Genomic DNA, 19,277 nt, shown 5'->3' with positions numbered 1-19,277 from the left:
TTAATTCCGCATGTGACACTCCTTCATCACTGTATCCGAACTCGATTCCACAAGAAGGGCAAATGGTGAAATCCTCTGCAGGACTTCTCAGGCCATATCCGCAGACTGGGCAGGGGTAGGGACTGCTCAATGTTTTGAGCAGGTCGATATGGCGTATTCCAAGTGAGTTGAAAGCCTGTGACATCTAACCCTCCTTTCTCCCGACGGTAAATCCGAGCACTTCTTTGGTTTGTAGTAGGTACGGATGATTCCGTCTTTGGATATCACACCGTACTCCAGAGTGATTTTGTCAAAACGCACCATATCGCCCTTTGATCTGAAACACTCCATCATATCGGCAGATTTCGGTTTCGATAAAAATTCATCAGCCTGCGCCTCATAATTTGAGGCGTCAGGGGCAGAAAAGTCGCTTCCGTGATCGCCAAAATGGGTCGAAAGCTCATGGGCATCAACAAATCCCTTGGTCTTGGGAATCCTCATGACCCCAAATCCCCACTCTTATAGGTAATTTTCTCCTACAAGGCAATTTCTTCATAAATTCTCGTGGAAGGAAAGTGTAGCATGCTCATCAATCGTTTCGCGGTGGTTGAAATTTTCTTCCTATTTTCCTCCGCATTCCGTCAAGTATGTTCTTACCGTTTTTTAGCCTTTAGAATGAGTGGGTTAAAAAATAGTTTTGGGTTTGCCTCTTGACAAGAAAGCAGGGACCAAGGGGAAAGGCAGGTCTGATGTGATTGTGAAACGGAACGCCATACTTCGGCTATTCTGCGCGTTGCTGCCGATAAGCCGACTTTCGAGGAACGTTGCTGCACGACTGCTGTCGCTAGGGCCAAACCACGCCAACCGGAATTGTCGTGCGTAGCTGGACGCGATGCCTGACTTCGCAAACCAGTCAGGCTGGGCTTCAATTGGGGGTGGGCTCTTCAGCTGAATCAACAATGAGAACATCGAGGGGGGCTGTTCCTGGTTCTAGTCGGAGTCCCAGTTGCTCTTGAACGGCCGTAAAGATAGACGGGCTGTCCGCGTTGGGAGAGTTGGGTGGCGTATCGTCTGGCGTCCAGTGGAGTTCGAAATCATACCGATCTGTCAGGCCGGTTTTATCTATCACGGTACGACCTGTCGGGTACCACATGTGCTCTGCGAACTCTTCCATAGTGCAGCTCACGACCACATCAACCCCCTGCCCGCCCATAATCGTGCACTCGGTGCCAGCCGGCTTAAGCGAAGCCCTCACTTTTAGGCCGCCCTTCGCTGGGAGGAGGTTATAAACGGGAAATGCCTTCTTGTCTTTGTGTAGTTTGAGCTGAAAGCGTTCGGCCAAAACGGGTTGAAGCAGTTCAGTGCGTTGCCGATCAGTTAGAGGTTTCGTGCTGGTGATGTGAGAAGCATCGAACTTTGCTTCGAAGTCGAATTTGTCAGTGTCGACCCAGGCCGGACCGCCGATTACAAACTGCTTATTGAAGAAACGGTAAGCAACCTGGACCAATTGGCGGAGTGTGATGCCGTTCGCAATGTACCCGTCTGGTGTTGGCCACAGCGAGGCTCCTCTTGAACTCTGACTTGGTTTTACAGTCGAGACATCAAAGGCGGGGGCTTGTACGGCGCCACCTGGACTAGGCATTTGGGATGCCTCGGGATTCACTTGGGAATACCCTATTTGACAGAAGCAGAGGCCAACGAGACTCGCGCGGACTGCGGAAGTTATCAGTTTTGGTAGCAGTTTGTTTGAGCTAAGTGAGACTCCGACCGGCTTGGTCATAGTGAGAGGCTCCGAGGTTAAAGCGATTTGTTCCTATTGTTCATTTAAGAGACGTACGGCAAGCTCTTTCGCTCGGCGATAACGACAGAGACGGCTTGTACCCAGCGAGGTCACCGTTTCAGCTAAGTATTTGTTTCGCCCGCAAAACGGCGTTTTCCGAAACTGTGCGGATCAGTCCTGATAAACGCCGTTCCTGGACGCAACGCCATCCCACTCATGCCGCGATGAGGCCGGTGTCATGAGAAGGTACCCGCTTACTATCTCTCACAGTGGCCGTCATCCGTTGTCATTGGGAGAACCTGCTCGATTTTGCGATGGAATAATACGAAATGCGTAAAGGCTTTACCAGAAGACCACAAGATGACTCGCCGGCAGTGCAAGCCAAGAACTACATCACCCCCGGCGGACTTAAGCGCCTGAAAGAGGAGCATCGGTTTCTGCTCATCAAGGACCGCCCGGCTGTGGCGGAGGTCGTAGCGTGGGCTGCCAGCAATGGCGATCGCAGTGAAAACGCCGATTATCAGTACGCCAAACGTCGGCTGCGGCAGATCGATGGGCGGATTCGCCTTCTCTCAAAGCGGATCGAAGCTGCAGAAGTAATGGATCCGGAAGCTCCGAGATCGGGCCTGCGGGCGACGAAGGCATATTTCGGTGCAACGGTGCTCTATACCAATGCCGCAGGAGTGGAGCGAGAGGTGAGCATCGTCGGCACCGACGAGGTCGACCTCGACCGCAACCATGTCAGTTGGGTGTCACCCTCTGGGCCGCGCGTTAATGCGGTCGTCTGAGGGGGACAGCGTGGTTCTCGAAGCACCGGGCGGCAAAGAGCGCCTGACGATACTGGAGGTGCGTTACGAGCGCATTGATGTTGAACCCTTCCGTGAACCTCCGGGATCCTATGCCGCTGCAAAACAGTCATAGAGCGGAATCGATGCCTGGCGTGTTACACGAAACGAAATGACTCCTCATAAACGCGCTTCTCGTCATCACGACAGACGCTCCCGAAAAGTCATGGTTTTCGGACACTACGATCCGAAACGTCCGGAAATGCCGTTTTGCGGGAAAGAGACTGATTACTGACGATACGCCGACTTCACGGGACTGATCGTTTCAGAAAGCTACTTTGAGCCATCCACTTCGGCTTGCTGGATGAGGGTCGCACCGAGAGAGGAGAGCGAGGGCGGGAGACGGAAACTTAAGTGTAGAAGCTCAGTGTCGACGTTAGGGCCGATGCTGAGAAGGGCGAAGCCTGTGATGGGCTTTTCTGACGGCAGAAGCCACGACATCGTGCCAAGTCCCTTTCGATGTGCAGGAGTCGTGAACTCGACGAGTTCCTTACCTTTGTAGGTGAGGTGGTCGGAGGGAAAAGGGCCGAACGGATAGTCTGAGGCGGGACCGAAGCCCTCCTTGATGATTCCGCGAGCATAGTCGCGATGCGCTGGAAAGACACGTGCTACCACCTGTGCCACCTCGAAGCGACCTGACGTCCCACCGTCGGAGCCGGAAAGTTGAATGGCTGGCCCCGTAAAACCCTTCCAGTTCTTGTGTTCAAGCAGCTTGGCACTGTCCAATGGTTCGGGAGCGACGTACAGAGTCCACCCATTTGAACCGATTGTTGCGAAGCAATTCCAGCCTCGCGGGCCAAGTGTGCCGAAGTGCCCTGCATCACCGTTGTACTCATACCATGCCAGTTGGTCAGCCATCGCGAGCGGTAGATTGACGGGTTTGGGTGAGCCTTTCGCTGCTGCATACGGACCAGTCTGGCCGTCTCCGGAGCAGCCAACGTAAGGTATGGAGGTCTGAGCGTGTGCCAACAAACTGACTGCAGCGAAAGTCAGAAAACATGCGAACGAACGGACACGAGAAGGACTCATTTCTCCTCCAGAGAAGTCACGTACAGCATAAGTCCTGAGAAACGCCCTGAGCGGAAGTTGCCGACGGCAACAAACATACCTGGCGCATCACAGTAAGATCCGCCTCGGCATGGCGTTCAACCCGAAACTAGCGTTTACGACGGGTTTTCTTGTCCAGAAAGTTTACGCCGACCACGACGAGCAGAATGACGGGGATGATAACGAAGTCTTCTTTGCCGTAATGTCTCGGGAACTGAAGCACCGCAAGGGAGAGCATGACAGCACGATAGCAGAGCTGGCTCTTGTGATGGCGCTGAGTCACATCGTGCGGCAGTTTGTCTACATGCGGCAGATCACTCCCGATAAACGCGCTTTTGGGAAGGTGGCGGAGTGTTCCCGTGTAACTCCGGCCTTGTTCAAGTAAAGCGCCCGTTGCGGTTGTTGTGTGGTTGCCGTTTCATGGCGATTGAAATCTGCATCCGATGATGTATGCGTCTCTACCACGTGTCCCTGATAGCGCAGGCATTGCTTTATGTTCTGGGCGGTATCAACCATTTCTGGCATACGGGATTTTATGTGCATATCATGCCTGACCACTATGCACATCCTGAAGCACTGGTGCTTGCAAGCGGAGCGGCAGAGATTTTTGGTGGGATTGGGCTGCTGGTGCCGGCTACACGACGCTTTTCAGCAGCAGGAATTGTTCTTATGCTGATGGTGTATTTTGACGTTCACCTGTTCATGCTGACGCATGCCGGGCGATTTCCCGAAGTCCCTGTCTGGATTCTCTGGGCGCGCATTCCGCTGCAGTTCGCGCTTATTGTCTGGGCCTTGATGTTCTTGAAACGCGAGAGAGATTTGAAGGCTCACTGAATCAAGGCCGCGGCGCATGTTGAACCCATTGGCTGCGCCAGGCGGGAGCCTCGAAGGGATCGGAGAAGTACTGTGTCTCGTGCACGACCTTGCCGTTGTGGAACTCCATCACGCTCACCGTATACATTGGTTTGCCCTGGTAAGTGATGGTGTATTCGGTGATCCAAAGATCGCCATTTCCGAGGATTCGCCGGACGTTGAAGCCGGACGGCTTGCCGGGATGATGGCTCCGCAAGGCCTGCAAGTTGCTCCTGCCGAGGATTCGCTCGCCGGACTGGGGATAATCGCATATCGAATTGTCGTCGTAGATTTCGTGCTCCGCATTGAGATCTCCGCTTGCGGATGCGTGCCAATGTGCATTGAGGGCTTGCCGGATCTGTTCGTCTTGCATGGATTGCTCCTTGCCGAGATTTCAGCTTCCATCATTTTGCACCTATTGACATGGCAAGGATTTCTATTTTGCGCGCAATCGCAGCGATCACGCAGTCTGTGTGCGCCGGCTCCGTATGTCGCGCAGGATTCCGTAGATCACGACCTCAAGCCAAAAGATGCTCATGGTGGTGATGACGGCTTCCGCGAGGAAGACTGCGAGCGGGTTGAAGTTGACAGCGCTTCTCATGCCGGTCCATCCGCGAATGGCCCCTGCAACGATTGCGATTGCGGATGTAACCAAAAGGCTTGCTCGTTCGCTGTGTCTGTAGCCTGGATTGTTTTGCCGCGGGATGGGAGTGGCGGCGCGATACCAAAACACAAACCACAAGAGAAGCACGAGTGCGCCGAGGAAGGTGCTGGCGATCTGGAAGAACTTGAAGTACAGCGTGGGACCGAGGAGCGGCAACTGAATCGTGTAGCTGAGAAGAGGCCAGTGATAGTACGGCCAATAGTAGGAATGTGTGACTGAGTCCCAGAAGATATGCGTGATGACTCCGATGAGGATGGAGACGAGAACGAGTGCGATCTGGCCAATACTTTTGAGCGGCAAGGTGCGCGGACCGAGTGCGACTCTTTGACGAACGCGCTCCGGAAGCCATGCCCAGAGCGGTTCCTTGGCATACCTGTGAAAGAGCCAGAGCATGATGAGCGAAGCGGGGAGATCGAAGACGAAGATGCCTAACGTCGAGTGGCCGAATTTCCCCCAGGGGCCAAAGCGGATGAAGTATTCAAAATCCGGAGCGAACGAGCCGAAGACTACGGCTGAAAAGATGAGGCGCGTGCGCCGGAACGGGAGCGCGGCCGCGGCATGGGATAAGGTGAAGGGCACTTGTTTGATTATGAGGCTTGAGGGTTGAGAAACAGGGACAGGCCTGGCCAACTGCGCATTGGTACAGGTCTCCGCGATGTGCAATCTTAGCTTTGCTTTAGAGCGCGCACCGCGACATAGCTTTTGGTCAGGCCGAGCACGCGTTCTTTGAGGATTATGCAATCCGGAAACAGCTTCTTCATTTCCCGCAGAGTCAGCAGCCGCACTTCCGAGATCGACTCCTCTATATCGGCCGGGCTGGGCTTTGATAGCAGACCCCAGAGAGTGAAATGGCGCGCAAGACGAATCTGCAGGCGCTTGGGAAGATATTGAAAGAAGGGAGCGAGGACGTGCGGCTCGATGGGAAAGTGGCGCGCCGGAGTTTGTATCCAGAGATTGCTGGCGACACGGCTGGCCTCGGAGGCGAAGACCTGCTGGCGTTCCCACGTAGTCAAGTGTTCGATGACGGAGTTTGAATACGCAATGTCGAAGCTCCGATTTGCAAAGGGGAGATCAATTGCGTCAGCCTCAACCGCGGTAAAGCGGCTGTTGTTGTACGCGGCCGGGTTGGGAAATTGCCGATTGACCAGCGTGACCGGAAGCGGCTCGCAAAAGCGAGACTCGAAAATCCACGTGTGCGGGTCGCCCCCAATATCGAGCAGCCGGGTCTGCTGCGTGGGCCGAAGAGTCGCATAAAAACGCCTCATCCGCCGGCGCCGGAAGATGGCAAAGAAGAGCTTACGAATGGTGAACAAATCCATCTTGGCCGGTTAATCCTTTCTCTTGTGCCAACGACCCTGGAATTGCTTTGCGGCTACCGTCAGGCGGGAGTCCATGATTTGGGATTGCCTGGGACGCGGTTGTTGCTCCCGTTTCGCCGCCGGATATGGCGAGCGGGCTCTGAGCGTGTGCTGAACTGCAAACGCTGACTGCGGCCGTCCCGAGGACGAGCTATATCAATCCACATTTCATAGGGCATTTCCAGGCAAAGCTTTGTCTCATAAAACTGATCCTAGCCTTATTGTGATGCGATTGATGTCATCTAAAAGTTAGCCGATTGTCATCTAAACGTCGTTCTTGCACTCTGCGATTGATTTTGGACTGTTGGGTGTTGCTGCAGGTGGGCGCGGGTCTGCTGGTGGGACTGGGCGCGGCGATGGCGCTGGCGAAGCTGATGGCTCAACTGCCGCAGGGCGGGATGCAGCAGCAATGGATGATCTTTTCGGTGGTGGCGGGGATACTGGCGCTGGTGGGCGTGTTTGCCTGCTGGCTGCCGGCGCGGAGGACTACACGGCTCGATCTGGTGAAGGCGATTCGGTGTGAGTAAAAAGCAGGGAGCAAGGGACAGATGGAAAGCTGTTTATATTCGGCTTGGTTCGGGTTGCAGGTGGCAAGTTACAGAAAAGGCAAAAACAGGTCCTTCACTCCACCTGAAAGACGGCTACGTTCAGGATGACTTCGATGCGTGGGAGAGCTTGCGGGGGGCAACAGAATTTGCCGTCTCGGATAGGGTAGGTTTCGGGACATTTTTTGCCCTGCGCTAAGGATCATCTGATGAGAGTTCTCAGCATTTTTGTTAGCCAGCACTCAACCAGCCTTTTGAAGTAGATCGCCGTCAAGCGGTAGGCTTATTTGTGTTTGTGCCGGTGCTTCTCGGGTTGTGTGATGCTGTGCCGAGAAGTTCGTAACGAGCGCTTCTATCATTGGGTGTCTCAGGTCTTCACTAGAGCCGACGTGGTAGAAGTGTTCTTTTGTGAAGATGTGAAATGACTTTTGCCGCCACTTCTTTTCTATTGCTAAATTTGATCGGAATTCGTTGCTGTGCCAAGTCGAAAGGATGAATCTGCACGGGAGGCTTGTGAGCCGTTCTCCAAGCGCATCTTCGTCTTCCGATGACCAGCTGTTGAAATAATCAACATGCCTTCCGGCATAGGGTGGATCGGCATAGACGAGATCACTGTCCGTCACTTCAGCTAGAGCTTCTTTGAACCCCGACACGCGGAACTCCCAATCCAACTGGGAGATCACCACGCCAATGGTCGCTACTTGGTTAGAGATTTTAGTGATATACGCAGCTGCGAAACGATCCGGCTTTCGGCAAAATGGGACGTTAAAGCGCCCCTTCTTGTTGAATCTCATCACTCCGTTAAAGCAAGATCTGTTCAAAAATAAAAAGTCGAGGGAGTTAGGAGTCGAATTGAATCGCTCGCGCACTTCGTAAAAATAGTCTTCTCCCCTTGCACTTAACAGCGCACCTTGTTCGCTCAGGAATTCTCTCACACTAGCACCGCCGATCTTGCGATGCTGAATGTCGCGATAAAAGTTCACTATGTGCACATTTGAATCACAGAGCAACGCTTTGCGGGGCTGGAGGTTCAGAGGCACAACACACGACCCGCAGAATGGCTCAACCCAACGTTCAAATTTTCGACCACGTACTAATCCGCGAATATCTGCTACCAGCTTTGTCTTGATACCTCGGCATTTAATAGGGGGAACCAACGGAGGAGCGCTCATTCGGTGTCCTCTCCATTTTCTTCTTCACCACTTGCCGAATCATCGTCACCGAACTCGGCGATCTCTTCTTCATGCGCGCGGAGCGTATCAACTCCTCTCGCCTTATAAGCCAGGTAGCTCTTTAGGTTCGTGTAAGGCCTCGCGATTTCGAGCGCTCGTGCCATGTCCCCGGTTAGATAAAACATCCAATAGTCGTCATAGACTTCCTCGCCTAATTTTTCAAAAGGTCCAGTTCCTGCAATCAGTTGATCGATTTTTGTGACTGAGCCTATATTTTTCGTGTTGCCGCTTCCAGGTCGCGAGGAGGCAAGCCGATACTTTGGCTGCATGAAGAACTCGAAATGCCTAATCACCGAAGGGATGTGTTCAAGATCGTCAAGTGTGAACATTTTCCGCTCGTCTACAGCGTCAATGTTTTTCGAATACACGACGCCCAAGACGAAGAGACCCGAATATTGCCCGTAAGGGTATGAGTATTCTTGTTGCTGTCCCGCTTTCGAAAATATCCGGTGAACGCGCCAAGAGTCATTCCATTCACGTTCGCTCCATCGATCCTGTATGTGCTCTTGATATCAACGGCGAATTTCCGGCCCGAGTCGTCGTGGATAAAAGTCAAATCAGGATAGAAATTCTGATGCGGAGAAAGTTCAATTCTTAGGCCGTTGCTTTTAGCAAACTCTACGAACATCGGGAACAGTAGAAGCTCTAAGACTTTCGACGTGATTTTGGTATCGACGGAAATGGTGTAGATGCGACGATAAATGTCAATGAACCCCTTGATGATCCACTCTCCCTCGTTTGTCGCGACCGCTTTCGCGAAGGAGGTTGTGTGATTTTGCAGTCTCGCCAGAAATTCATCAGGCAGCATAGTTTAACGGGGCCTCATGGTTTGTTTGCGCTTAGAAGTTCAACCTGTTTAGATCACTTGTTTGCCGATAAGACAAGATCATTGTTACCAGTCTTCATCGCAAATCTCAGGCCATCATAATACTAAGCGTTACTTCTGGGGCGGGAAAGAACCGCATAGCCTGCCCATGTTTCATAAAGGGAAAGTTCCGAGACAATTTATGGATAAGCAAAGCTCCGGGTTGCCTAGACGCCGACGGGGAAGGGTTTGGGGCTGGATTCTTCGGTGTTTGCGCCGCCGGTGCGCCAGCGGTCGAAGCGGCCTTGCAGGAGGCTCATCAGGCCTGTGTACCAGTAGCCGCCTACGAAGATGAGCAGGAATGGCGGGGTGAAGAAGTTGCCGCGGACGAGGTTGTAGTAGACGGCCCAGGCGAAGAATGCGCCCAGGGCCAGCTCGATCCAGGGGATGACGTTGAGGCGCTTGCGGTACTTTTTGGCGGCGGCGGATCTCTCGGATTTTTCGCCTTTGGCGGCGACGCGATATTTCGGCGTGCGGGCGAAGGCGGATTGGATGCCTAAGAGGGCTTCCATGACGGCCTTGGTGTTGGTGACGGTGAGGCCGATGCCGAGGGCCATGAGGCCGGGAAGATAGAGGAAGGTCTTCTTCCAGGTTTTAGGGAAGAGGACGCGCTGGCTGACTAGATAGAACGTCGCGATGGAAAGCGTGGAGGCGGTGAAGAGCGGCAGGTCGATGATGAGCATCTGGAACCAGCCCTGCAGCGACTTGATGATGGTGACGGGAACGATGAGCGCCGTCATGACGACCATGAGCGGGTAGGATAGATTGGCCGTGAGGTGGTAGATGGCTTCAATCTTCTGCTTGCGTGGGATGTGCGATTTCCAGATGAGGGGGAGGCACTTTTTGCTGCACTGGATGAGGCCTTTGGCCCAGCGCGCCTGCTGGGTTTTGAAGGCGGTCATTTCGATGGGAAGCTCGGCGGGGCACTCGATGTCTGGCAGGTATTTGAACTTCCAGCCGGCGAGTTGAGAGCGGTAGCTGAGGTCGGTGTCTTCGGTGAGGGTGTCATGCTGCCAGCCGCCTGCGTCTGTGATGGCCTGACGGCGCCACATGCCGGCGGTGCCGTTGAAGTTGAAGAAGTCACCGGAGCGTGAGCGTGCGCCATGCTCCAGGACGAAGTGTCCATCGAGGAGGATGGCTTCGATCTGGGTGAGCATGGAGTAGTCGCGGTTGAGATGCGTCCAGCGGGTCTGTACCATGCCGATGCCGGGTTCGGCGAAGTGATGGACGACGCGCATGAGCCAGTCGGGTGGCGGGACGAAATCCGCGTCGAAGATGGCGACGAATTCGCCCTGGGCGACGAGGAGGCCTTCATCGAGCGCGCCGGCCTTGAAGCCGTGGCGGTTGGTGCGGTGGATATAGACGATTGGGTGCCCCAAGGCGGCGTAGCGATCGACGATTTCCGCGGCGACCTGCTGGGTTTCGTCGGTAGAGTCATCGAGGACCTGGATTTCGAGGCGGTCGCGCGGGTAGTCGATGGCGCAGACGGATTCGATGAGGCGGTCGATGACGAACTGCTCGTTGTACATGGGGAGCTGGATGGTGACGCGGGGCAGCTCGGCGAAGTGCTGGGGCGGATTGGGATTGTAGTTCTTGCGGTAGCGGTAATAGAGGTAGACGAGGGTGTAACGGTGCAGGCCGTAGATGGCGAGGATGATCATTACGGCGAAGTAGGGGATGAGGAGCGCGGCGTCAAAGGTGTTCCAGCGGTAGAGGTTGTTGAAGGTGGTGTCAGCCCACTGGTTGCGCCAGTGATGGAGGGTTTGCGAGAGGCTGTTCTGCGGCGCGAGCGCGAAGGCTGCCAGACGGGCGATGTGCGGGAGGCCGGATTGGATGTGGCTGGCTAGCGCGGCGAACAGGACGGAAACCTCCGGGCGGACTATGGGGTATTGTAAGCGACGGTGGGGTGCGGAGATTGCGCTTAAACCACGTATGGGATTCGCACGCCAGGGTCGGATGGGTCGAAGTCGCGGCTGTTGCGTGTGACCAGTAGGGACTGATGGACCTTGGCGGTGGCCCAGACGATGGCGTCCGGCAGCTTGATGCGATGTGCGCGGCGGAGACTGACAGCTTGTTCCGCGGTGGCGGCGTCGATTTCGAGAAGGTCGAAGCCGGAGAGAAATGAGCGGGTGGCTTGCTCGGTTTTGGACGTGGTCCCGGCCATGACCTCCATCCAGGTGATGACGCTGATGGCGGGGTGCGTGTAGCGGGCGAGTTCCTGTTGGGCGGCGGGACGACCGTTCAGATAATCGATGAGGATGTTGGTGTCTAGGACAGCCTTCACCATTCGCTCCGCAGGCGTTCCTGGTATTTCAGGCCGTCTTTTGGCAGCTTATTGTGCGCGTTCTGCCAGAGGCCGAAGGCGGCTTCGCGGGCGGGACGGTTGCGCTCGATGTAGGCATCGACAGCCTGGCGGATGGCTTCTGCGCGGGATAGGTTGCGGGCGGAGCATATGTCGGCCAGATCGGTGAGTTGCTGGTCCGGGATTTCGGTGAGGATGCGCATAGATCGGATATACATATCATATATCATTTGCGAAGCCGTATGGAATTGCGAGTTGCACGATGCCGGTTGCAACGGGACCGGTCTCGCTATTGACCTTTGGCGCTTGTCAAGAAGTCGCTGAAGCGCTTGTCGCTGTAGGTGCTTCCTGGTCCTTCCAACTCATTGGTATTCTTCGAGGTGACCAGCTTGCCGTCGGCGTCGAGGATAAAGATCCAGGGGTAGCCGGGAATTTTTGGGTATTGGCCGAGGAAGGTAGCGTTTTCGTTCTTGGCGCTCATATTGACCTTGAGCAGGACGAAGTTGTCGTCACGCAGTTGGCGGACGGCTGGATGCTCGGCGTAGAAGCGGTCCATTACGGTACACCAGGAACACCAGGTTCCGCCTACTTCCATGAGGATGCGCTTGTGGGCTTTGGCGGCATCGGCTTTGGCTTTTTCGAGGTCTTCGGCGGGGTTGCGCTTGTAGTCGTAGACGCTGGAGTAGTCGTCGGGGCCGGAGCTGGTGGGAGGCGCGGGACGATTGTAGGAGGGAACGAAGGGCTTGCCGTCGACTATATAGGCAACGGAGTATCCAACCTCGACGGGCTGGCCATCGACGATGTAGGGCTTGTACTTCCACTGACTGATGGCGTTTTTGATCGCGTCCATAATATTCTGCACGGATCCGGACATGAATCCGGCCTGGAAGGGATCGATTTTTACGCTGCCGTCTTTTGGATGAGGATGCTTATCGTAGCTAACCCACGGGGTGGGAGTTGTCCTGCCGTGGTGGGAACGTGGGCTCCTACCTCATAGACGGGGACGGGGTGAGGCATTCCGGGTTCGCGCTTGAAGGGCTCGAGGACGGCGTCCTGCGCGGGCTTCATGAGGTCAGAGGTTGCGCCGCCGTCCCATGATTCGAGGAGCGTGACTTTCATTTCGGCGATGGTGGCGCCGTGGTCGAGGACTTTGACGTGGCGGGCTACGGCGCGGTTCTGGAAGGGCTGAATGTCGTCGAACTGTACGGCTGTGTCGCCGGAGTTGATGACACGCAGGTGCATGTCGGTGTCGAAGCACATGGTGGGAAAGAGCCAGTCCGGATCGGTTTCTTCGGCGTACTGGTGCGCGTTTGCGACCGAGATGCAGGTGAGGACGAGCGGATCAAGCTTGACCCGCGAGGCGTCCATTAGATAGTCCGGCTGAATGTTGACGGATTGATAGAGCGGGTCGATGACCGGGCGCGCGACGCGCAGGGTGATAAGGCGGCGGCCTAAATAGTGCTGCTCATTTTTTGTCTCGTAGCGCTCCAGCTTGGAGACGCTCCACTCGGAGCCGTTGGTTCCCTGCATGGAGCCGGTGAAGTTGCGGCGCCACTGGTATGGGCCGGTGTGCCACTCTTCGAACGTTCCGGTGACGGGTTTGGGATGACCTGTATCGCCCGGCGCCAGGGTGTAGTCGATCTTGATGTGCCAGGGCTTGAGGCCGTCGCCTCCGAGTGCATTTGCGCTGAGCCCTGCGGCGAGCAGGTGATGAGCCAATGAGCTGATTTTGGCCGAGACGGACGGCAGGTGATCGGCGTCTGGGGATGCTGGCTGAGTTGCGGGTGCCTGCGCGTTGAGAGATATGACCAAAGCAAGAGAGAAAAGAGCTGACAATGAGAAACGATTCTTCCGCGTTTCAAGGAAGAACAAGCCGTGCATCCATGCCTCCGTGGGGGGACGGGGAGCATGATAGCAAGACGGTCGCATGGAAAGCCACAGATTTGTTGGCGGTGGGAGCGGCGTGGATGGGTGGGTCTTACAGTTGTCGTAGATGGTGCGGGTGGCGTAGTGTTTGAGGCATTGAGGAGTATGTTGCGCTTATGTCTACGTTAACCAGCCTTCCTGTTGCTGCCGCGGGCGGTAGTTTTTTGATTGAAGATCGCAGGCCGGAAGAGGTGTTTACTCCGGAGGATTTTACCGAGGAGCACAGGCAGATTGCGGCGACGGCGGCGAAGTTTGCCAAGGAAGAGATTATGCCGGCGACTGAGGCTGTGGAGGCGAAGGAGCCGGGCGCGGTGCGGGGGTTGCTGGAAAAGGCCGGCGAGTTGGGATTTCTGGCTAGCGATATTCCTGAAGAGTATGGCGGGCTGGGGATGGATAAGACCAGCTCGGCGGTGATTGCCGACCAGCTTTCTGTGCTGGCGAGTTTTTCTACGGCGTTTGGCGCGCATGTGGGGATTGGGACGCTGCCGATTGTGTGGTTTGGGACCTCGGAGCAGAAGCAGAAGTATCTGCCGAAGCTGGCGACGGCGGAGTGGGTGGCGGCGTATGCGCTGAGCGAGGCGACGTCAGGCTCCGATGCGATGAATGTTCGCACGAAAGCGGTGCTGAGCCAGGACGGGCAGCACTACATTCTGAACGGCGAGAAGATGTGGATTACCAACTGCGGGATCGCGGACCTGTATACGGTCTTTGCCAAAATTGATGGTGAGAAGTTTTCGGCGTTTTTGGTGGAGCGGACGTTTGCGGGTGTGACGGTTGGCGCCGAGGAGCACAAGCTGGGGATTCGCGGGTCTTCGACTTGTCCGCTGGTGCTGAGCGACTGCAAGGTTCCGGTGGGGAATCTGCTGGGTGAGGCGGGCAAGGGGCATCATATTGCGTTCAACGTGCTGAATGTGGGGCGCTTCAAGCTGGGCGTGGCGTGCGTGGGCGGAGCGCGGTATGCGCTGGGTGAGATGGTTCGCTATGCGAAGGAGCGGACGGCGTTTGGGAAGGCGATTGCGGAGTTTGGGCTGATTCAGAGGAAGATTTCGACGAGCGCGGCGCGGCTGTATGCGTCAGAGAGCATGGCTTACCGAACGATTGGAATGATTGATGCGGCTTTGTCGGGATTGCCGGAGAGCGCGGCAAAAGAGCCAAAAGAAATACAGAAGAAAATTGAAGAGTATGCGGTGGAGTGCTCGGTGCTGAAGGTGTATGCCAGTGAGGCTATGAGCTATGTGGCCGATGAGCTGGTGGCGACGATGGGCGGGTATGGGTATGTGGAGGATTATCCGGCGGAGCGCGTTTACAGGGATGCCAGGATCAATCGGATCTTTGAAGGGACGAATGAGATTAACCGGCTGATTGTGACGGGCTGGTTGATGAAGCGCGCGTTGAAGGGGGAGCTTCCGCTGCTGCCTGCGATCAAGAAGCTGATGGATGAGGTGATGCAGCCTCCTTCGTTTGATGAGAGCGATGGAGCGAATGACGCGCTGGCGCATGAGGCGGAGATTCTGGCTGCGGTGCGGAAGATGACGCTGTTTGCAGCGGGCGTGGCGAGTCAGAAGTATATGGCGGCTCTTGAGGGACAACAGGAGATTATGGCGGACCTGGCAGATGCGATTGCACAGGTGTTTGCGCTGGAGTCTTGCATTTTAAGAGCACGGAAGATGGCAGGCAAGGCTGGTGCGAAGGTGGCTGTGCAGATGACGGGGTTGATTGCGGAAGAGGCGCTGGCGGTGACGAATGAAGCTGCGAAGCGCGTGCTTGCGGCTTGCGGCGAGGGGGATGAGCTGCGGACGCAGCTTGCGATTCTGCGGCGGCTGGGAAAGAGCATGCCTGCGGATACGGTGGCGCTGAGCCGCGCGGTGGCCAGGGAGTGTATCGCTTTAGAACGCTATGCGCTGTGAGAACTACTACGCCGGCAGGCGTTCGATTGTAGCGACTGTGATGTCGTCTTCCTGGCCGAAGTCGATGGCTTGCTTTGTGATGGCGGCTGCGGTGCTGACGGAGATGGCCTGGGCGCGATCGAAGCCGAAGAGCTCGCCGGCCTGGTTGCGGGCTTCAACGACTCCATCTGTATAGAAGGTGAGGCGGCTGCCGGGCTGGAGTGCGAATGTAATGGATTGGTAATCGCCGCTGCCTGTGACGCCGAGGGGTAGCGCTCCGGGGAGATCAATTTCTTTGCCGTCGAGATAGGGCGAAAGGTGACCGGCGTTGGCGATGGTGACGATGCCGTTAAGCGCGATGTGCGCGGCGAGCGCGGTGGAGAATCCTTCGCCCGCGCTTCCAAGAAGGCGACCGTGAAGCTTGCGCAGAATGCGTGCGGGGTCATGCGTTTCTTCCGCAGTGGCGCGGACGATGCCGACGAGCATGGAGACGAGCATGGCAGCGGAAAGGCCTTTGCCTGCCACGTCGCCGATGACGATGAGAATTCCGCCGGCGCCGTCTGAGAGTATCTGGAAGAAATCTCCGCCGACCTGCTGTGCAGGCGTGTATACGGAATCGACGTGAAAGCCGGCGAAGGTCTGATTGCTCTGCGGAAGGATGAGCTGCTGGACATGCCGCGCAGCCTGCATCTCATTTTCGAGAGCCGCTTTTTCCGTGTTGACGCGGACGTGGCGGCGGGTTTCGCTGATAAAGGCTGTGACAAAGCCTGTGTAGCCGATGGTAATGGCGATGGCGATGGCGGCGGAATCAAAGCCGAGGCGCTTTGAGAGGCTTGCTGTCTCGGCGGGATTGAGCTGATCGAGGTGCCTGGTGTCGGGCATCCATCTGCCGATCAGGGTCATGAGAGCGAACTGAAAGAGAATAATCGGAACGAAAAATCTCCAGAACCTTTTGCGTAACACGACGCCTGCGAAGACGTAGAAGACAGCGAAGAGGCCGGAGAGCAAGACGTCGATGGTGAAGTGCAGAGGAGTGGTGCGGCCCAGGTCGGAGATGTCGCTGATAATGCCCATGATGGCAAAGGTGAAGAAGGCAGCGATGAGATAGAGGATGAAATTTTTTCGTGAGACATTGCTCCATAAGCTTGCGGAGCCGGCGGGTGCGTCGGGCATTCTCCTGGGTCTCCGATCTGAACAGGGATCTGAGGCGGACTGCGTCCGTAATGCCGATGTTCCGGCAGGGGATGGATGTGAGTGTATAGGAAACGAGGGACAAAGCGGCAAGAGATAGAGCGACAAGGGCTATAGATAGAAGGCAAGGAACTGTATGTATCCCATCCTTCGCATAAGAAATGTGCGGAGGATGGGATGGTTGATTGTGTTTGTCAGGCGATGGCTGGCTTGACGAAATGGGCAGGGACGACGAGGGACTGAGAGCCGCCGTTGAAGTCCTTGGTGATGGCGTTGTAGACGCCGGTCATGCAGGTGGGGTCGTTGAAGATGAGGCCGAGCTCGCGGTTCGAGTTCAGCGATGCGGCGGTGCAGTTTTCCGAGCCAAGGAAGAGCGATGCCTGCGCCGTGTTGTAGTCGGCGAGGAAGGCTTTGGCGTGGATGTAATAGCCCGTTCGCGAGGAGTACGTGGCGACTTTCGCGCCGTCTGACTTGTAGGTTTGCAGGATGGCAGTGTAGGAGCCGGTCATGTTTTCCTGCACGAGGGTGACGGCGACTCCGCGCTTGAGTGCGGCTTCAATGGCGGATTCGACACCGGCGTCAGACATTTCTTCCTGCGCGATGAGGAGCGACTTGGTGGCGCTGTTGATGACGCCGAGGATCGAGGCCCGTGAGTTGGTGGGAGACCAGACGAGATTGTCGCCGGTTGGCGGGGTGATGGATGCGTTGGTGAAGTCGGCGGCGAAGGTGGTCTCGATGGCGGCGATGTCCGCGGCGTCATTGGTGATGACGGCGAAGTCGCGCGTGGTGGGATAGTCCTCCGGCGTGAGGTTGAGGGTCATGATGGCGGAGGTGGCGGAGTCAACGGTGATGGTCTTCTGGTGCGTGACTGCGTAGACGGGATTGGCCCAGTGGACCTGGACGCCGCCTTTGGTGAGCGTGTTGTAGGCCTCGGTGTTGCTGGACTTTTCGTTGTTCTGGTCGAGGATGACGCGGACCGTGATGCCTTTGGACGCGGCCGTGGTGAGGATCGTCGTGACCTGCGTGTCGGTTAGCTCGTACATGGTCATGTCGATGGTTTTGGCGGCCGACGAGAGCAGGTTATAGATAGCGGTGAGGCCGTCGTCAGGCATGGTGACGAGCGTGTAAGTGGTGGTGCTTGTTGTTGTCGTGGGTGCGGAGCCGGTGGTGGGCTTTTTATGGGTTGGTTCTTTATGGGTGGCTTCTTTCTTCGTATGTTCAGTCTCGGCAGTGGTGTGCTTGGTGCTCATTGCGTAATCTCCCTTTGAGTGGAAGTTGGGGGACGTTCTCAGAAACGATTGCGCCGGGATTTGCGATTTCTCCGGTCTCGCAGATTTTATCGGTGCAGGGTATGGGTGCGCGCGTGGGCTGAGTGAAGCCTGCATGAATTGTGATTGGGGTGGGGCGGGCGTTTCGGTGGGATGGATGCTGCAAAAGCGATGGCCCGATTCCAATGAATCGGGCCGGATGATTTGACGCTGGCTATTGGATGGGTGTGACGGTGGCTACGACCTGCATCGCGTTTTTACTTTCGAGTGCATCGGAAGAGAAGATGACGGTGGGTTTACCGACGGGGATGAGGATGGGGGATTCCCACTGGTTGTGGCGGATAAGCGGCTCCCCTAAGCCGCCGCCCAAGGGCGTAAGGCCGCCATTTGAACTGATGTCTGCCTTGACGTGGAGCGCTAACTGGCGGCCTTGCTCTTTCACTTCCCGGATGTCGAAGTTTGTACCGATATCGATGTAAGTGTACTGCGTGCTTTGCGCGACCTTCTCTCCGCTTGAGAAGGTGCCTGAGACGACGGGTACACGCGAACTTGTACGAATCGAGTTACTGTAAGGGGATTTGCTATCAGTACTGATGATTGTGGAGTAGGAGCGGCTGTTGATGGGCTTGTTGGTGGAGTCCACTTCCTGCACAGTGAGCGTGAGGTGGTAGAAGTGAAATGGTTCGGCAGATTCTGTAGGCTTCTGATCCTGTGCATAGGAAATGACTGGCGCGGCGAGCGCAGCGAAGAGGATGTAACTGGTGAGGATGTGCTTACGCATGGGGTCTCCTTAGTTTTCTGATTTATCGAGCGGTGCGAGTGGCTGAATCTGGATGGCGGCAATGGCGAGCGGTGTTATGGGCTGGTCTTGGGTGGCGGCAAGAGCTTTGCGGTCCGACTCCGACATGTTGGCGACGTAGCGAACGAAAGTTCGTTCTTCAGGTGAGAGTGGCTGCGGCGTGGGGAAGACGTCGAGCTTCGGCAATGGCGCGGGTGCGCTATGCGTGGCGCGAGCAACGACGATATGCGGTCTGTGTGGACGTGCTGAAAGCTGTGCAGCCTGTGCGATGGAGTTTTGTGGACGGGGCTTTGCTGGGCTTGATGCACTGGCTCTTCTATGCGGTCGTGCCGCGGATAGAGCATGAGCATAAGAACAATGCACGCGGCGATGGGCAGAGCGATCGCCCACGAAAGCCAGCGGCGGCGTGTGGGCTCAGGCTTGCTTGTGCCGGCGGCGAGATTTGCGAGGACGCGGGCTTCTAGGTCTGCGCGAGGCTCGGCATAAGTGGAGAGTGCGGAGTCGATGAGATGGTCTAGTTCGCGTTCGTCAGGCATGATTAGGCTCCTTCTGTCGCGAGTCTGGAACGGATTCAAGGGCGGCAAGTTTTTGTTTGAGTAGCTGACGGGCGCGCAGGAGGCGTGTGCGGACGGTGCCTTCCGGGATGTTGAGGATGCCGGCGATGAGGCGCGAGTTGAGATCGTCAAATGCGGAGAGAATGAGCGGCAGGCGAAGTTCTTCAGGGAGTGTGTCGATCAT

The 19,277-nt window shown here is 56.1% G+C and carries 25 protein-coding genes and 1 pseudogene; 8 read left to right on the top strand and 18 right to left on the bottom strand.

Features of this window, described 5'->3' with window-relative positions; all coding sequences use genetic code 11:
* Nucleotides 1–126 precede the first annotated feature (126 nt).
* Nucleotides 127–480: a hypothetical protein gene (locus ABSG47_RS15080; RefSeq protein ID WP_424170520.1), complete on the bottom strand. Its 354-nt coding sequence runs from the start codon at nucleotides 478–480 to the stop codon at nucleotides 127–129.
* A gap of 424 nt (nucleotides 481–904) precedes the next feature.
* Entirely contained in the window at nucleotides 905–1,642 is a 738-nt protein-coding gene (locus tag ABSG47_RS15075) for a TIGR03435 family protein (RefSeq protein WP_424170519.1), read from the bottom strand.
* Nucleotides 1,643–2,088: 446 nt separating this feature from the next.
* Here ABSG47_RS15075 and ABSG47_RS15070 point away from each other — a divergent pair, with 446 nt between their 5' ends.
* Both ABSG47_RS15070 and ABSG47_RS15065 read left to right on the top strand, forming a co-directional pair.
* On the top strand, nucleotides 2,089–2,547 hold the full coding sequence (locus ABSG47_RS15070; RefSeq protein ID WP_424170518.1) for a GreA/GreB family elongation factor: 459 nt from the start codon (nucleotides 2,089–2,091) through the stop codon (nucleotides 2,545–2,547).
* A complete protein-coding gene (locus ABSG47_RS15065) occupies nucleotides 2,498–2,680 on the top strand; it encodes a GreA/GreB family elongation factor (protein ID WP_424170517.1) in 183 nt (60 codons plus the stop codon). Before ABSG47_RS15070 ends, ABSG47_RS15065 begins: the two co-directional genes overlap by 50 nt.
* A 197-nt stretch (nucleotides 2,681–2,877) precedes the next feature.
* Here the strand turns inward: ABSG47_RS15065 and ABSG47_RS15060 are convergent, their stop codons facing one another.
* A complete protein-coding gene (locus tag ABSG47_RS15060) occupies nucleotides 2,878–3,576 on the bottom strand; it encodes a hypothetical protein (RefSeq protein WP_424170516.1) in 699 nt (232 codons plus the stop codon).
* A 166-nt stretch (nucleotides 3,577–3,742) separates the two neighbouring features.
* Between ABSG47_RS15060 and ABSG47_RS15055 the strand changes: the two genes are divergently transcribed.
* Nucleotides 3,743–4,036 (top strand): hypothetical protein, encoded by a 294-nt coding sequence (locus ABSG47_RS15055; protein WP_424170515.1) that lies wholly within the window; start codon nucleotides 3,743–3,745, stop codon nucleotides 4,034–4,036.
* 101 nt (nucleotides 4,037–4,137) lie between these two features.
* Nucleotides 4,138–4,485, top strand: coding sequence for a DoxX family protein (locus ABSG47_RS15050; RefSeq protein ID WP_424170514.1), 348 nt, complete (start codon nucleotides 4,138–4,140; stop codon nucleotides 4,483–4,485).
* A 1-nt stretch (nucleotide 4,486) separates the two neighbouring features.
* Here the strand turns inward: ABSG47_RS15050 and ABSG47_RS15045 are convergent, their stop codons facing one another.
* The 3 genes from ABSG47_RS15045 to ABSG47_RS15035 form a co-directional block, all read right to left on the bottom strand.
* On the bottom strand, nucleotides 4,487–4,876 hold the full coding sequence (locus ABSG47_RS15045) for a nuclear transport factor 2 family protein (protein ID WP_424170513.1): 390 nt from the start codon (nucleotides 4,874–4,876) through the stop codon (nucleotides 4,487–4,489).
* A gap of 87 nt (nucleotides 4,877–4,963) precedes the next feature.
* Complete coding sequence (locus tag ABSG47_RS15040) at nucleotides 4,964–5,746, bottom strand: DUF4184 family protein (protein ID WP_424170512.1); 783 nt, start codon at nucleotides 5,744–5,746, stop codon at nucleotides 4,964–4,966.
* An 86-nt stretch (nucleotides 5,747–5,832) separates the two neighbouring features.
* Nucleotides 5,833–6,486, bottom strand: coding sequence for a class I SAM-dependent methyltransferase (locus ABSG47_RS15035; RefSeq protein WP_424170511.1), 654 nt, complete (start codon nucleotides 6,484–6,486; stop codon nucleotides 5,833–5,835).
* A gap of 347 nt (nucleotides 6,487–6,833) precedes the next feature.
* Between ABSG47_RS15035 and ABSG47_RS15030 the strand changes: the two genes are divergently transcribed.
* Nucleotides 6,834–7,052 carry an FtsX-like permease family protein gene (locus ABSG47_RS15030; protein WP_424170510.1) on the top strand — a complete coding sequence of 73 codons (219 nt, stop codon included), beginning with the start codon at nucleotides 6,834–6,836 and terminating at the stop codon, nucleotides 7,050–7,052.
* Nucleotides 7,053–7,312: 260 nt separating this feature from the next.
* On the opposite strand, the gene ABSG47_RS15025 is transcribed toward ABSG47_RS15030, so the two are convergent.
* The 3 genes and pseudogenes from ABSG47_RS15025 to ABSG47_RS15015 all read right to left on the bottom strand — a co-directional run bounded on the left by ABSG47_RS15025 (nucleotide 7,313) and on the right by ABSG47_RS15015 (nucleotide 10,828).
* A complete protein-coding gene (locus ABSG47_RS15025) occupies nucleotides 7,313–8,242 on the bottom strand; it encodes a DNA adenine methylase (RefSeq protein ID WP_424170509.1) in 930 nt (309 codons plus the stop codon).
* Nucleotides 8,239–9,110: pseudogene (locus tag ABSG47_RS15020) on the bottom strand (type II restriction endonuclease). The gene ABSG47_RS15025 and the pseudogene ABSG47_RS15020 overlap by 4 nt, the downstream one beginning before the upstream one ends.
* Before the next feature lie 224 nt (nucleotides 9,111–9,334).
* Nucleotides 9,335–10,828 (bottom strand): cellulose synthase family protein, encoded by a 1,494-nt coding sequence (locus ABSG47_RS15015; RefSeq protein WP_424170508.1) that lies wholly within the window; start codon nucleotides 10,826–10,828, stop codon nucleotides 9,335–9,337.
* Between ABSG47_RS15015 and ABSG47_RS15010 the strand changes: the two genes are divergently transcribed.
* The gene (locus ABSG47_RS15010; protein WP_424170507.1) at nucleotides 10,799–11,014 is read left to right on the top strand and encodes a hypothetical protein; all 216 of its coding nucleotides are present in this window, start codon (nucleotides 10,799–10,801) and stop codon (nucleotides 11,012–11,014) included. The two genes, ABSG47_RS15015 and ABSG47_RS15010, sit on opposite strands and share 30 nt — an antisense overlap.
* A 74-nt stretch (nucleotides 11,015–11,088) precedes the next feature.
* Here ABSG47_RS15010 and ABSG47_RS15005 read toward each other — a convergent pair whose 3' ends face one another.
* From ABSG47_RS15005 to ABSG47_RS14990, 4 genes are all read right to left on the bottom strand, one after another.
* Nucleotides 11,089–11,454 (bottom strand): type II toxin-antitoxin system VapC family toxin, encoded by a 366-nt coding sequence (locus ABSG47_RS15005; protein ID WP_424170506.1) that lies wholly within the window; start codon nucleotides 11,452–11,454, stop codon nucleotides 11,089–11,091.
* Entirely contained in the window at nucleotides 11,448–11,687 is a 240-nt protein-coding gene (locus ABSG47_RS15000) for a ribbon-helix-helix protein, CopG family (RefSeq protein WP_424170505.1), read from the bottom strand. Before ABSG47_RS15000 ends, ABSG47_RS15005 begins: the two co-directional genes overlap by 7 nt.
* A 71-nt stretch (nucleotides 11,688–11,758) precedes the next feature.
* A complete protein-coding gene (locus ABSG47_RS14995) occupies nucleotides 11,759–12,319 on the bottom strand; it encodes a thioredoxin family protein (protein WP_424170504.1) in 561 nt (186 codons plus the stop codon).
* Between the two features lie 50 nt (nucleotides 12,320–12,369).
* A complete protein-coding gene (locus tag ABSG47_RS14990; protein WP_424170503.1) occupies nucleotides 12,370–13,305 on the bottom strand; it encodes a hypothetical protein in 936 nt (311 codons plus the stop codon).
* A 206-nt stretch (nucleotides 13,306–13,511) separates the two neighbouring features.
* Between ABSG47_RS14990 and ABSG47_RS14985 the strand changes: the two genes are divergently transcribed.
* On the top strand, nucleotides 13,512–15,302 hold the full coding sequence (locus ABSG47_RS14985) for an acyl-CoA dehydrogenase FadE (RefSeq protein WP_424170502.1): 1,791 nt from the start codon (nucleotides 13,512–13,514) through the stop codon (nucleotides 15,300–15,302).
* A 6-nt stretch (nucleotides 15,303–15,308) separates the two neighbouring features.
* On the opposite strand, the gene ABSG47_RS14980 is transcribed toward ABSG47_RS14985, so the two are convergent.
* From ABSG47_RS14980 to ABSG47_RS14965, 4 genes are all read right to left on the bottom strand, one after another.
* Nucleotides 15,309–16,454: a PP2C family protein-serine/threonine phosphatase gene (locus ABSG47_RS14980; RefSeq protein WP_424170501.1), complete on the bottom strand. Its 1,146-nt coding sequence runs from the start codon at nucleotides 16,452–16,454 to the stop codon at nucleotides 15,309–15,311.
* Between the two features lie 212 nt (nucleotides 16,455–16,666).
* On the bottom strand, nucleotides 16,667–17,722 hold the full coding sequence (locus ABSG47_RS14975) for a phospholipase D-like domain-containing protein (protein WP_424170500.1): 1,056 nt from the start codon (nucleotides 17,720–17,722) through the stop codon (nucleotides 16,667–16,669).
* A 232-nt stretch (nucleotides 17,723–17,954) separates the two neighbouring features.
* Nucleotides 17,955–18,521: a hypothetical protein gene (locus ABSG47_RS14970; RefSeq protein ID WP_424170499.1), complete on the bottom strand. Its 567-nt coding sequence runs from the start codon at nucleotides 18,519–18,521 to the stop codon at nucleotides 17,955–17,957.
* Nucleotides 18,522–18,530: 9 nt separating this feature from the next.
* Nucleotides 18,531–18,725 (bottom strand): hypothetical protein, encoded by a 195-nt coding sequence (locus tag ABSG47_RS14965; protein ID WP_424170498.1) that lies wholly within the window; start codon nucleotides 18,723–18,725, stop codon nucleotides 18,531–18,533.
* Here ABSG47_RS14965 and ABSG47_RS14960 point away from each other — a divergent pair.
* Complete coding sequence (locus ABSG47_RS14960) at nucleotides 18,725–19,003, top strand: hypothetical protein (RefSeq protein WP_424170497.1); 279 nt, start codon at nucleotides 18,725–18,727, stop codon at nucleotides 19,001–19,003. The genes ABSG47_RS14965 and ABSG47_RS14960 overlap by 1 nt on opposite strands.
* Before the next feature lie 64 nt (nucleotides 19,004–19,067).
* Here ABSG47_RS14960 and ABSG47_RS14955 read toward each other — a convergent pair.
* Nucleotides 19,068–19,277, bottom strand: a 210-nt coding sequence (locus ABSG47_RS14955) for a sigma factor-like helix-turn-helix DNA-binding protein (protein ID WP_424170496.1), incomplete at its 5' end; no start/stop codon positions are given.

The organism is Occallatibacter sp. (genome assembly GCF_049510455.1).
Taxonomy (GTDB): domain Bacteria; phylum Acidobacteriota; class Terriglobia; order Terriglobales; family Acidobacteriaceae; genus Telmatobacter.
Note: the sequence above shows the minus strand (reverse complement) of the source record. Positions and strands in the feature narration are given on the sequence as shown.

Bases quoted from the DNA above. Each gene is read 5' to 3' on its own strand.
- ABSG47_RS15080 (WP_424170520.1), bottom strand. From the start codon at position 480: ATGAGGATTCCCAAGACCAAGGGATTTGTTGATGCCCATGAGCTTTCG.
- ABSG47_RS15070 (WP_424170518.1), top strand. From the start codon at position 2,089: ATGCGTAAAGGCTTTACCAGAAGACCACAAGATGACTCGCCGGCAGTG.
- ABSG47_RS15065 (WP_424170517.1), top strand. From the start codon at position 2,498: ATGTCAGTTGGGTGTCACCCTCTGGGCCGCGCGTTAATGCGGTCGTCT.
- ABSG47_RS15055 (WP_424170515.1), top strand. From the start codon at position 3,743: ATGGCGTTCAACCCGAAACTAGCGTTTACGACGGGTTTTCTTGTCCAG.
- ABSG47_RS15045 (WP_424170513.1), bottom strand. From the start codon at position 4,876: ATGCAAGACGAACAGATCCGGCAAGCCCTCAATGCACATTGGCACGCA.
- ABSG47_RS15035 (WP_424170511.1), bottom strand. From the start codon at position 6,486: ATGGATTTGTTCACCATTCGTAAGCTCTTCTTTGCCATCTTCCGGCGC.
- ABSG47_RS15025 (WP_424170509.1), bottom strand. From the start codon at position 8,242: ATGAGCGCTCCTCCGTTGGTTCCCCCTATTAAATGCCGAGGTATCAAG.
- ABSG47_RS15015 (WP_424170508.1), bottom strand. From the start codon at position 10,828: ATGATCATCCTCGCCATCTACGGCCTGCACCGTTACACCCTCGTCTAC.
- ABSG47_RS15005 (WP_424170506.1), bottom strand. From the start codon at position 11,454: ATGGTGAAGGCTGTCCTAGACACCAACATCCTCATCGATTATCTGAAC.
- ABSG47_RS15000 (WP_424170505.1), bottom strand. From the start codon at position 11,687: ATGTATATCCGATCTATGCGCATCCTCACCGAAATCCCGGACCAGCAA.
- ABSG47_RS14995 (WP_424170504.1), bottom strand. From the start codon at position 12,319: ATGGACGCGATCAAAAACGCCATCAGTCAGTGGAAGTACAAGCCCTAC.
- ABSG47_RS14985 (WP_424170502.1), top strand. From the start codon at position 13,512: ATGTCTACGTTAACCAGCCTTCCTGTTGCTGCCGCGGGCGGTAGTTTT.
- ABSG47_RS14980 (WP_424170501.1), bottom strand. From the start codon at position 16,454: ATGCCCGACGCACCCGCCGGCTCCGCAAGCTTATGGAGCAATGTCTCA.
- ABSG47_RS14975 (WP_424170500.1), bottom strand. From the start codon at position 17,722: ATGAGCACCAAGCACACCACTGCCGAGACTGAACATACGAAGAAAGAA.
- ABSG47_RS14970 (WP_424170499.1), bottom strand. From the start codon at position 18,521: ATGCGTAAGCACATCCTCACCAGTTACATCCTCTTCGCTGCGCTCGCC.
- ABSG47_RS14960 (WP_424170497.1), top strand. From the start codon at position 18,725: ATGGCGCGGGTGCGCTATGCGTGGCGCGAGCAACGACGATATGCGGTC.